Origin of the sequence: Enterococcus sp. 3H8_DIV0648 (assembly GCF_002140655.1) — a bacterium.
Classification (GTDB): domain Bacteria; phylum Bacillota; class Bacilli; order Lactobacillales; family Enterococcaceae; genus Enterococcus_A; species Enterococcus_A hulanensis.
In genome coordinates, this window is sequence record NZ_NGLG01000001.1 from 2,045,676 (window position 1) to 2,058,223 (window position 12,548).

At 41.4% G+C, this 12,548-nt stretch carries 12 protein-coding genes; all 12 read right to left on the bottom strand.

Features of this window, described 5'->3' with window-relative positions; genetic code table 11:
• Positions 1–246 precede the first annotated feature (246 nt).
• Entirely contained in the window at positions 247–1,290 is a 1,044-nt protein-coding gene (locus A5875_RS09555; protein ID WP_088934668.1) for a serine hydrolase, read from the bottom strand.
• 259 nt (positions 1,291–1,549) lie between these two features.
• Positions 1,550–2,377: an ABC transporter permease gene (locus A5875_RS09560; protein WP_088933382.1), complete on the bottom strand. Its 828-nt coding sequence runs from the start codon at positions 2,375–2,377 to the stop codon at positions 1,550–1,552.
• Complete coding sequence (locus A5875_RS09565) at positions 2,377–3,399, bottom strand: ABC transporter permease (protein ID WP_088933383.1); 1,023 nt, start codon at positions 3,397–3,399, stop codon at positions 2,377–2,379. The genes A5875_RS09560 and A5875_RS09565 overlap by 1 nt, the downstream gene beginning before the upstream one ends.
• Positions 3,400–3,423: 24 nt before the next feature.
• The gene (locus tag A5875_RS09570) at positions 3,424–5,025 is read right to left on the bottom strand and encodes an ABC transporter substrate-binding protein (protein WP_088933384.1); all 1,602 of its coding nucleotides are present in this window, start codon (positions 5,023–5,025) and stop codon (positions 3,424–3,426) included.
• A 207-nt stretch (positions 5,026–5,232) separates the two neighbouring features.
• A complete protein-coding gene (locus tag A5875_RS09575) occupies positions 5,233–6,216 on the bottom strand; it encodes an ABC transporter ATP-binding protein (RefSeq protein WP_088933385.1) in 984 nt (327 codons plus the stop codon).
• Between the two features lies 1 nt (position 6,217).
• Complete coding sequence (locus A5875_RS09580) at positions 6,218–7,210, bottom strand: ABC transporter ATP-binding protein (protein ID WP_088933386.1); 993 nt, start codon at positions 7,208–7,210, stop codon at positions 6,218–6,220.
• Between the two features lie 391 nt (positions 7,211–7,601).
• Positions 7,602–8,036, bottom strand: a complete 435-nt coding sequence (locus A5875_RS09585) for a hypothetical protein (RefSeq protein WP_088933387.1) — start codon at positions 8,034–8,036, stop codon at positions 7,602–7,604.
• A 211-nt stretch (positions 8,037–8,247) separates the two neighbouring features.
• Positions 8,248–8,985, bottom strand: a complete 738-nt coding sequence (dagF, locus tag A5875_RS09590) for a 2-dehydro-3-deoxy-phosphogluconate aldolase (RefSeq protein WP_088933388.1) — start codon at positions 8,983–8,985, stop codon at positions 8,248–8,250.
• Between the two features lie 55 nt (positions 8,986–9,040).
• Complete coding sequence (locus A5875_RS09595; RefSeq protein ID WP_088933389.1) at positions 9,041–10,129, bottom strand: DgaE family pyridoxal phosphate-dependent ammonia lyase; 1,089 nt, start codon at positions 10,127–10,129, stop codon at positions 9,041–9,043.
• The gene (locus A5875_RS09600) at positions 10,119–11,225 is read right to left on the bottom strand and encodes an amidohydrolase/deacetylase family metallohydrolase (RefSeq protein WP_088933390.1); all 1,107 of its coding nucleotides are present in this window, start codon (positions 11,223–11,225) and stop codon (positions 10,119–10,121) included. The genes A5875_RS09595 and A5875_RS09600 overlap by 11 nt, the downstream gene beginning before the upstream one ends.
• A gap of 15 nt (positions 11,226–11,240) precedes the next feature.
• The gene (locus A5875_RS09605; protein WP_088933391.1) at positions 11,241–11,933 is read right to left on the bottom strand and encodes a DUF4310 family protein; all 693 of its coding nucleotides are present in this window, start codon (positions 11,931–11,933) and stop codon (positions 11,241–11,243) included.
• 336 nt (positions 11,934–12,269) lie between these two features.
• Positions 12,270–12,548 (bottom strand): DUF4311 domain-containing protein (locus A5875_RS09610; RefSeq protein ID WP_141108338.1); only part of this gene is annotated, 279 nt, incomplete at its 5' end.

Genomic DNA, 12,548 nt, shown 5'->3' on the forward strand with positions numbered 1-12,548 from the left:
TAAAATAATAATAGCCGCTTTTTTCTTAAGTTTATTTTATCATATAAATAGTATGGAAAATCACAATCATACCTTTATAACACTTCTTCTGATTTATTATTCCGACAACCACATTTCGATAAATCAGCTATTTAGATAATCGCTTCAGTGTATCTCTAAGAAAAAATCATTCAGAACTTAAAACGGTAAAAAACAACGCGCGCAAAAAAGAACTTACCAAATCAGCTTTGGTAAGTTCTTTCTAGTCTATTTTAATTTTGTTGCCGCTAAACTAAAATCAGCAATCGCTGTTCTTGTTTTTACGATATCTGTAACTTCCTTGGTCAATACGACGATCGCAAACGGATTGTCTTCGGTTAAAACAAGTCCAATATCATTTTCGACATTTTGCTGTTCGCCGGTGATGTTGGCTACCGCTACATTTTCTGGTAATTTTTGCGGGATCTTCGTACGGATTACTTGACCCTTCAATATTTCCAGCATGTTTTTTTGCGGTTCTTTTTCCCGATTGTCATAGATTTTTTTCAACAGCTTCATACAATCGTTCAACGACGTGTAATTATCATCCTCGGTGATTCGCACATTGATATCGACCATTCGACGATTGATCTGCGTATCTGGATACCCTTGCGCTTTGAAATACTCATTCAATTTATCCATTCCATAGTGATCAATCAGAACATTGGTGGCATTAATATCATTTTGCTGGATCATCGGGGGCAGCCACTCCGTCAATTTCTTATCCTGGATCACCTGATTGCCGCCATCATTTTGTGCCAACGCATAATCCATGATGAATAATTCAATGACATTGGCCGCAACTGTCTGCTCAGAATTATTACTTGAAAAATCCTGTTTGTCCTTGAAATAATAGACATCATAATACACTTTGCCGGCACTCTGTGTTAAAGCTGCCGCATCCAAGTTTGCCGTTGTTTTCTTTTTCGCTTTAGTTGAGGCTTTTTTTTCAGAGCTCTCCTGCTTTTTCCTGGTACTGGATTCTTTGGTCTTTTTATTCTTAGAGGATTCTGTTGTCTTTTTCTTTTTTGCTTTCTTCGTAGAACTTGTTGTTGTTTTCTTAGCTGCTTTCTTCTTGCTGCTTAATGCTGTCTTTTCCTTTGATGAGGATGGCGTATCCTTAGCAGTGACCGTTTCCTTTGGTTTTTCCGGAGAATTATTAAAAACGCGTGTCACGCCAAAATAAGCACCACCTGCCAATAGAAGTGCCGCGAGCCCGATCACGACATATTTGCCTTTAGATTTTTCATTTGGATCAGTATGTTTGCCCAAATTCTTCACCTTCCCTCTTTCGTATGACTGTGTTCCTTATTCAATAATAAGTTTATCACATTTCGTTATTAAAATAATTTCTTTCGAAAAAGAATATATAATTATTATTTATTATCGCGGATTCAAAGAAAACGTAAAAGTTTTCATCATATACTTTATTCTGTTGATTTTTATTGAAGTAAGAAATGGATAAATAATCTACAGCAAATTCATCCAAAAAAAGCCTGTCTCATGAATTCCACAAGACAGGCTCTTTAATTTATTTATTTTTGATTTTTGGATCAAGATAGTCTCGCAGCCCGTCACCGACAAAGTTGGCGCCGATCGACATCGAGAAGATCGCAATACCTGGAAAGGTGGAAATCCACCAGTAATTCATATTATTGACGCCATCAGACACCATCGAACCCCATTCAGGCGTTGGCGGCTGCGTTCCTAGTCCTAAGAAGCTCAATCCTGAGAAGGTCACGATCGCATTTCCGATATCCAAAGTCGCCATAACTAATAGTGAGCCTAAGGCATTCGGTACAATCTCTTTGACTAAGATCCGCAAATGACTCGCACCTAAAACTTTGGAAGCAACGATGTACTCATTCTCCTTCAAAGTGATCACGAGACTCCGCATCAGCCGTGCATAGTTAGGCCACCAAATAATCGTCATCGCCAGCACCGAGTTAAAAATACTTGGTCCTAATGCAGCAGCGATTACCATCGCCAAGATCAACGGTGGAAATGCTGCGATCAATTCTGCAAAACGCATCATGATATCATCAATAATTCCACCCACATAACCGGCGATCCCGCCATAAATTGTCCCAATAACGATCGTGATACAGACCGTTACTAGTCCAGCTGTAATCGACACGCGACTTCCCATCAAGACTCGCGAAAACACATCTCTCCCTAATTCATCGGTTCCAAGTAGATGTCCTCCCGATCCTGGTGCCAAGAAACGCCCCATCATATCCTGCGCTAGCGGATTTTTAGGCACGATCAACGGTGCTAAAACTGCCACGAATACCCATAGTGCACAAATAACTATCCCTAATTTGAATAAAAAGTTTTTTTGCTTTAATAGTCGTTTCATTAGCTGTACCTCACTCTCGGATCAATGACTCCATACAGGATGTCGATCAGGAGATTCAGAACCACATTGACCATCGCGATCAATAATGAAACGCCGCAGATTGCTGGAAAATCCAGAGTTGTCGCCGAAAGATAAGCATACTGTCCGATCCCCGGCCACGAGAAGATTTTTTCAACAAAGACCATACCGCCCAACAAATTACTAAAGCCCATACCCATAACAGTGATCACAGGAATCAAAGCATTTCCTAATGCATGGCGTAAAACAATCTGACGTTGCGATAGACCTTTTGCTTTGGCTGTCCGAATATAATCTAATGAAGAAACTTCCAACAAATTCGAGCGGGTCTGCCGTGAAATCAGTCCCATGGTAAAGAATCCTAGAACGATTGCCGGCAGAATCAAATGGGATAGTGCATCATTAAGCAATGCCCAATTCCCGCTCGTTAATGCATCCCAGACATAAAGACCTGTGCCTCCCGTTGGTGCGGATACTCGCGAGCTGACTCGCCCACCGCCTGGAAACAATTGCCACTTGGAATAAAATAGCAACAACATGACTAACGCAAACCAGAAGTTCGGGATCGAGACCCCGCTGATTGAGATAGTACGAACTAGATAATCAAACGGCTTGTTGCGATAGACCGCAGAGATGATTCCAAACGTGATCCCGAAAAGAACGGCGATCAGCATAGCCATGATGGATAGTTCCAAAGTCGCAGGGAAAAACTGTTTCAAATCATTGATAACAGGATTACCGGTGCGAATCGAAATCCCAAGATCTCCCCGCAACAAATTACCCAGATAGATAAAGTATTGTTCCATTAGCGGCTTATCCAAACCCCAGCGTGCTTTATAAGCTGCTACCGCTACGGGATCACTCATCGCGTGTGGACTCATATTCGATGCAATCGGATCACTGGGAACGAGATGTGAGATCATGAATACTAAAAACGTCACCCCAATGATCAGAAAGCAAACAAATAATAAGCGCCGTAATAAAAACCTAGCCATATTCCTCATACACTTTTGCCCCTTGCCCTTTGGTTAGTTGATACTGACATCTTGGAAATTGATTTTTTGTACTTCGTAATAATCTGCACCCTTCAAGTTATCACGGAAAGCTAATACCTTCGGATGTTGTACTAAGAATGCATATGGCATGTCGTTTGCCAATAGTTTTTGTAATTCTTCCGATGCTGCAGTACGTTTTTCTTCATCTGATTCGGTTTGGATCGTTTTCTTCAACTCATCAATCTTCGCATTTGAAGTATCCATCCATTTCGCGCGTTCCCCAACCGTTTCACCTGGTAAGAATGCCAATTGATTATTAATATCCATATAGTCAGGATGCCAATGCATCATTAAGAAGGCTTCTTTTCCTTCACGATAAGAGTCGATCACGACACCAATCTCAGACGTTTCGATCTTGGCATTGATACCGATTTTTTCTAAATCGTCTTTGATTTTTTGTCCTAGCGTTGTCCATGACATCCCTTCTGTATCGAAGTTTGCCACAGTGAATTTCACGTCAAAGCCGTCTTTATAGCCAGCTTCTTCCATCAATTTCTTCGCTTCATCTAAATCTTGATAGTCTTTTTCTTTTTCTAGACCACCAACAAAGCCTCTAGGCACAATATCCAATGGTAAAACAGCCTTGTCGCCAGAGATTTTCAATAGTTCTTCATAATTGATTGCCTTGCGAACCGCTTCTTGAACCTTAGGGTTTGCCATTGGTCCGCCAATTTTTTCATCTTGGTTCATTAATAGGAAGGTAGTCGTTGAACCAACATAATTTTTGATCTTCACACCTTCTTGATCTTTCAATTGCGATACATTGTCAACACCAATCCCTAACGCAATATCAATATCGCCTTGTTTCAACATTTGGATCTGCGTATTTACATCTGGGATTTCTTTACAGATAACTTTGTCGTTTTTCACTTCGCCCCAGTAATCGTCGTTCTTGACCATGCTAAGTTCTTCGTTTTGTTTCCATTTGTCTAAAACATATGCGCCAGAACCAGCTGAGTTTGAGTTTAACCATTTTTCAGCTGTATCTTTAGAAGACGCATCCTCTGCATCGGTACCGCCATGCTCTTTGACAACTTCTGAATCCACGATTGCAAATGAGTTATTCGCTAACTTCACTAAGAACGCCGCATCTGGTTCCTTCAACGTGAACTTCACTGTATAGTCATCTGGTGTTTCGATATTTTCAACATTTTCCGTATGGTGCGTTGTATTACTTTTCAGATTTTTCACTCGATTGACACTGAACTTCACATCTTTAGAAGTCAATTCATTCCCGCTAGAGAATTTTACGCCTTCTTTGATTTTGAAAGTGTGTACCTTTTGCGAATCATCTAACTCATGAGACTCTGCTAATGAAGGCTCTGGAGTTGATCCATCAAAAGAGCGATATAAATAATCATAAAATGCGTAATACACCATGTTCCCGTATACTTCATAGCCATGGTGAGGATCCAAAGTCTTTAAATCAGAGGCCATCCCGACTACCAACGTATTGTCGCCATCACTACTGCCACCATCGTTTGACCCGTCAGTGCTGCCGCCACCGCCGCCACAACCAGCAAGTGTCAACATCACTAAACAAATGACGCTCCACAACATCTTTCTTTTTTTCATACCTTTGTACTCCTCCTTATTTTTTGCTTAATGTATTTAATTTTTCTGCAGGAAAAGCTCAGCGAACTTGTTCAGCTCTTGAACAGTAAGACAAACTTGCTACTTTAACGAGCTCGTTCGCTTAGCTAGTCAATGAGAAAAATTAAGTCTGATTTTCATATGGATACGATTCTGCTGATTTTAATAAAGCAGGATTGTTCTCCTTGCTTACTCCGCTTTATCATGCAGATGGCAAGCCACAAAGTGATTGTTCTTTACTTCTAACAGCTCAGGCACTTCGGATTTACACTTCTCCATCGCAAATGGACAACGTGTATGGAACTTGCAGCCTTTAGGCGGATTAGCTGGACTCGGTACATCACCCGTCAATACAATCCGTTCTGTCTTTTCCTTGTCAATCGTCGGTGCTGCTGAAATCAACGCTTTCGTATAAGGATGCAGTGTATCTTTGTATAAAGCATCCCGATCAGCCAACTCCACCACATTGCCTAGATACATCACCGCGATTCGATCGCATAAGTGATAAACTACCCCTAGATCATGAGAGATAAAGAAATAAGTTAAATTCATCTGCTTTTGCAATTCAACCAGCAAGTTGATCACCTGAGCCTGAATCGACACATCTAACGCGGAAACAGGTTCATCACAAATGATGATATCCGGTTTTAATGCCAGTGCTCGAGCGATCCCGATCCGCTGCTTCTGTCCACCGGACATTTCATGAGGGTAACGCTTCTTGTAATCCGGTGCTAACCCTACCATCGTCAACAAACGATCGATCTCGGCGTCAATCTCCGCCTTCGTCATATCTTTTTTGTGATGGATTTGAAACGGCTCCGCCAAAATATCTCTGATTTTATTCCGAGGATTCAAACAGGCAGATGGATCTTGAAAGACGAGCTGAACTTTTGAGCCAAAAGCTACTTTTTCTTTCCGGGTCTTGAAGGCACTGACATCTTGTCCATCGATAACGATCGTTCCAGCGGTCACTGCACCAAGGTTCAGCATTGTTTTTCCTAATGTACTCTTCCCACAACCACTTTCGCCTACGATACCGAATGTCTCACCTTTATTGACCGTTAGCGAAACGTCATCAACTGCCTTCAACGTTCCTTTTTTTCCTTTACTGTCACGAATCTCAAAATACTGTTTGACGTGCTCCATCGTAATAATCGGTTCTTGTGTCATCATTTTACGTCGTCACCTCGGTCTCTTCTTCCGTCGAATACTTAAAGCAGCGTACTTTGCGCCCATTTTCTGCGGTCGTAAGCGCAGGCCGTTTTTCTTTACAGATATCCATCGCATAAGGACAGCGAGGGTGGAAGCTGCATCCTTGAGGCATATTATCTAGTTGCGGCACCATTCCTTCGATACTGCTAAGTTTTCCTTTTTCATCCTGAATATTCGGTATCGCCGCAATTAGCCCTTCCGTATAAGGATGCTTGGGATTGTCTAATATTTCACGAATCAATCCCTGTTCAACGACTTTTCCGGTATACATCACGATCACGCGATCGCAGACTTCTGAAACGACGCCCAAATCATGGGTGATCAGAATAATCCCCATTTTGAGTCGATCTCTTAACTCCTTTAATACCTCCAAAATTTGTGCTTGAATCGTTACATCCAATGCCGTTGTCGGTTCATCCGCAATCAATAGCTGCGGATCACAGGCAAGTGCCATCGCGATCATCACCCGCTGCCGCATACCGCCGGACATCTGGTGAGGGTACTCGTTGAAACGCTGCTCAGGAGCAGGTATCCCTACGAGCTTCAATAATTCGATCGCCTTTTTTTGTGCATCGGCTTTTGAGATATCGGTGTGGATGCGCATTGATTCAATGATCTGCTTTCCGCATTTATGAAGCGGATTCAAAGAAGTCATCGGCTCTTGAAAGATCATCGCCAAATGATTGCCACGATACTGCTGCTTTTCCTTTTCTTTCATGGCGATCAGATCCGTGCCCTTGAACAAGGCCTTTCCGCTGACCGAACTCGTTGCTTCTTCTAATAATCCCATGATACTTAATGAAGTCACACTTTTTCCGCTGCCGCTTTCACCAACGATCCCCAATGTTTCGTTTTCATTTAACAGAAGCTCTAAATTATTTACGGCAGTCACTTCTCCGTTATAGGTTCGAAATTTTACTGTGAGGTCCTCGACCCGTAGCAGTTCTTTCTCCATAAAATAATTAACTCCCCGTCTCCATATTTTTAAAATACGATTAAAAAATAACCGGACACTCTAATAGTAAAATGAGCTAGTGCTCGTTATTTTATTTAGAATATTCAGAAAATATTTTATTTTTTTGATTATACCAGTTGACAGAAGATTGTCAATATAAAGTTTAAGCTACTATTTTCCAAAAACCAGCAGCAGCAACTCTAATCATCAATAACCCAAAAAATTAGAAATCATTATGAGTTTATGATGAGGTAGTCTAATTTAATAAAATTAGATTTTATCATTGTTCATTTTATGATTAATCTAACGAACGTAAAATAACAAAAAGAATCTTTAGCAATTTTCGAAAGAAAACTACTAAAGATTCTTGATTAACTATATTTATTGAATACTACATTAATTTTTCAAATCGATTTTCAATGACACCTATATGGAATTGGTTGAAATCTCTAAAAGTTTGGCAAGGCACCGTTTCTTTATCGCAGTCTTCTGCAATATAAATTGGTTTGAAGCCTAGCGCTTTTGCTTCCGCCAATTGTTCCAGAGAATTCGAGATGAAATTCACCTTTTGATGACTTAATTCAACCTTTAAAAAATCGACTAAACCATTACAAATAGTTCCAGCATCTTCACCATTGATTGAAAAATCTAAATAGTCCGCCAAGTGATGCTCTAGCAGGACTTGATTCATCAACGCTTGATCATAAAAGACCATACCGATTTGCTGGTTCCGGCTTTTTAAATAATCCAGCAGTTGTTGGACATTTTCTTGATCTTCTTCTCGTAAAAAAATACTTTCGCTTGAAAATACAAACGTTTCGATCATTTCGTTTCCTCCTACTCGATTTATTTTGTGCGAAAATTCACGAATGAAACTAAAAAAATTTGTTCTGCTGTCTGTTTATGTTGTCTCTTAACTTACATCATTTTTAAAGCGCTGTCAAACGACTATCAGTTTATATACGGTTCCCTGTAGTGCTCTTAATGGGTGAAAATTCAAAAAAAGCATGGCTGCAAACCATGCTCTTCTACTATATTTATAGAATTTCTTTTACCATATCTAATAGTGCTTTGACCTCTTCTGGTCGTGTGTCGCCTGTCGCCGAATCAATGATCGAACTATAAACATGCGGGATCACTTTTTCCACACCAGCATCCAAAGCAATTTTAACGATTTCTTGGAAGTTCTCCAGATCAATGCCGCCGGTCGGTTCCAAATAGAAATCATTTTCGGCGCAAGCTTTCGCTACCGCTTGATATTCTTCCTTATGCGCTAAGCCCTTCATTGGAAAATATTTCACTGAGCTGCCGCCCATATCCTTCAATAAAGCGATGGCTGTTTCAATCGGAACAATGGCTTCCGTTGTTTGAGAGCTCAACGGTCCTGTCGCGATATTGACATACCCAACTTTGCCGCATGGTGAGACTAATCCGTTGATCACCGTATCATTTTGTCCAAGCAATGCTCGGGATGTGCCGACACCAGTAAACACTTGATTGACGTGCTGCGGCTGCAGCTTCCCAGAGATTCGCGACACCATTTGGCTTTGATTTGGATCGCCGGCACCAAGGCCAACCGATAGGGCGTTTTCAGTTGCTGCTTGATATTTCTGCATGTCTTCAATAGCAGCTTCATCGCTATCGTAGTTTTTTGACAACACGCCTAAAACGACATGTCCTTCTGCTGCTGTATAGCAATCACGAGCATTTTCGACTGAGTTCGCTAAAACATTCAGACACACTCGATCTTTATAATATTTTGGAGTTAATGACATTCTATCTATGCACCTCGTCTGTTCGTATTATTTTCCTGTTGAGAAACCAGATTTCTTACATGATTTCTCTTAATCGCAGGATAATTTTTTCCATTTCGCTTTCATTTACCGCACGAATATCAAACTCAATAATTCCGTTATTCGCTTGGTATTCTCTGGTATAAATTGCTGGGTCCTCTGCCTTTAATGCAGCGATCACTGCTTTTGCGGACTGGTCTAAAACCTTTACACTTGCCCGATGAATATCGCGACCTGCTCCATCCTGAACCACCGTTGCTTTCAAACCATCAATTTGATTCATTGTCTCGATGAATGGTGCTAGACGGGTTTTCATCGAATCGCCAGTTTCACTTCCGTATTTTAAACGATCTTCCACTGCTTGGGTGAGTCCTAGAATATTCTCCTTACCGATCTTCATTGCTCGACCGATGCCTTTTCCTTGCAGTCGAACCCATTCAATATATTTTCCTTTACCGATCACTAATCCACTGCTTGGACCCTCAATTGCCTTCGCACCTGAATAAATCACCAAATCCGCGCCAGCTTTACTGTATTGATAAAGATCTTCTTCCGCCGCCGCATCAACGATCAGCGGCAGTTGATATTTCTTTGCAACCGCTGCTGCTTCCGCAACCGTCAGCATGCTTTTTTGCACGGTGTGATGGCTCTTGATATAAAGCAGCGCCGCAGTATTTTCAGTAATCATCATTTCTATTTGTTCCGCTGAACAGCCGTTAGCATAACCTGCTTCCACAACTTGTCCGCCGCCTTGAGTCACCATGACTTCAACCGGTGTTCCATAGTCGACGTTGTGTCCTTTCGGCAAAACGATTTCTCTTTTTTTGATACGGTCTGTGTAAGGATGATAGGCATGATAGCTGCTTCCTTCACCAATCACCGCCGCAACAGACTGAGCGATCCCAGCAGATGCCGAAGAAACGATCTGAGCGTCCTCGACTTCCAAGAGCTTCGCTAAATAAGCGCCGGTCTGAATCAGCAGCTCACTCATTTCAAAAAAGTGCTCGCCGCCAAAACGTTGTGCCGTAAGAACATTTTCTGACACTTTTGATACGCCTAAAATCGTCATTTTCCCTGAAGCATTGATGACTTCCTTTAAGCCAAATTTGTCATAACTAGTTGTCATAGATGGTGCCCCCAATAATTGTTTTAACTGGTTTGATTACTTCTTTTGCTACTCGAGTGAAGCCATTTGAATCAGTCAATGTTTTCTCGCCGTCTTCCACATCAAAAATCGTAAGGTCAGCGTCATAGCCTGCTTTTAAATGGCCTTTTTTCTCCAAATTGAAATATCTTGCCGGAACGGCCGTAACTTTGTTCAAGATTTCTTCCCAAGAATAACCTACTACTCGCAGTTTTTCCATCGTAGTCGCTAAGTCATAAACAGGCCCATTCTCGCGATTGCGATGATAAATATCCGTACTGATGGAAGTTGCTTTGATTCCTTCTTTTAATGCTGTTTCAGCTACATGAAAGTTAAAGCTGTCCGTCCCATGTCCGATATCAAAAACAATCCCTTTTTTATATGCTGCTCTGGCAAAATCCTTGATCTGATCCGTTTCCGTATCCAAAATCCCATTAGGCTTGCCATTAAAGCAATGGGTCAATACATCGCCTTCATCTAATAAGTCCAAGACCTCATGCAATTCCGGTGGGGCTGATCCAATATGGATCATTAATGGAAGGTTTTGGTTTTCCCGTTGAATATCTTTAGCCAATTCTAACGGTGTAATCCCATTTTCACCAACGACTGTTTTACTCATTCGTGCTTTGATTCCCACGATGAATTGAGGAAACTCTGCTAAACGTTCACGAACGAGAGCTGCTTGGATTTTCGTCAGGTCAGCCAACTCATCCTGTTCGACGATTCCCCATTTGGAGATATTAACTAATGCATAGACATTGGTCTTGACAGCTTTAGTCAGCTCATAAAACTCACCGATGTTTTCTACACCGGTCGTGCCGGCATCAATCACTGTTGTAACACCCTTAGTGACTCCGATTTCATCTGGATAATCATAATAAAGCGTCATTTTCTCGTAGCAGTGAACATGATCATCCACCCAGCCGGCAGACAGATAATGCTTGCCTTCAAGATCAAGAACTTCCTTGGCAGACGATTCAATCTCTGTTTCTACAGCTAGGATCGCCCCATCTTTGACCGCAACCTCGACCTTTTCACCAGTGATCAATTTTCCATTTTTGATTAATAAATCAAACATCCTTCAGCCTTCTTTCTACTGGAGCGCTACTGGGAAGATCGTTCCTAGTACCATCGCTCCAAGAATCGCTCCACCAGCAATCGGTTTTTTCCAAGCATAGAAGCCTAATGCCCCTAAAGTCGCTCCGATACCGATTGGAATTGATGCACCACATGCACTCAAAATGATCAACGGGCCTAAGAATCGGCCAGAAGAATTTCCGGCCCCCATCATGACATCAGCGCCAAAGGTTGAATTCGCTTGGTTGATGGTAAATTTACGAATCAAAATGATTACGCCGCCGACTAACAATCCTAAAACAGCACCAGTAAGCAGTGACAAGGCAAAGTTATCAATCGGTGCGCGAATCCCCATACTTAAGAAGATCGCAGGTACACCAATACCGATACCTGTTAAAATCGAGCCGCCCAAATCAAGAATCCCCACCAAGGAGCCTTCTAAAATACGAGCAAACAAGAAACTCGCACCAAAAGCTGCAGCGGCTCCATAAGAACCACCATCTAATCCTGCCTTCAACATCGCCACGATCGAAACTTCATTAAAAGCCCCAACACCATGAGTTACATACATATGCGTTCCAGCAAATACTGCCGCAGCCATAATCCCTACTGTAATAGGAAACGCCCAGTCAGCATACCAGAAACTCTTCGCTTTTTTCTCTTCAGAAAGCGCTAATTGTTCCTTTTCCAATTCCTCTGTGTTATCCATGAAATTCACTCCTATCTCGTTTTATATGAAGTTACTTTTTCTTCGTAAAAAGTAACCCTTATTCTCAACACGTATATCATTCCACTAGTGTCTTTAGATTATTTTTCCAAAGGCTTGCAATTTTGAATTCTCTAGACAAGTAAACTGTGAAAAGTGGAACTGACATCCTTCTTCATATTAATGGACTTACTTTTTTCAAAAGAAAAAAGTAAATTTTATTTTCATCCGTATATCATTCTGCTAAATTGCTTGAACTCAAACTATTGCAAAATTTACTAACTACAAGCTCATTTGAGAATCCTGTAAAAAGCAGAACTGACATCCTATCTCGTTTTATTAGTTCAAACCAAGCATCTTATGGATATTTTCCAACCAATTTGGTGCTTGTAGTTTGAAGCTTTCCAAAACTTGCAGGTCAAAGCCGCGGAAGAAACCACTGAGGATGAACAAGGCAGCGATTGCCACCATCATAATCTTCGTTACTTTTGTCCAGCCGATTTCGTCAACACCTTTACCAATCAAGATTCCTAATACCACACCAGGAACTGCATTTCCCATGATTAATTGTGCGATCCCGCCAAATAACGTGCCCCAGAATCCAGTCCGTTTGCCTGC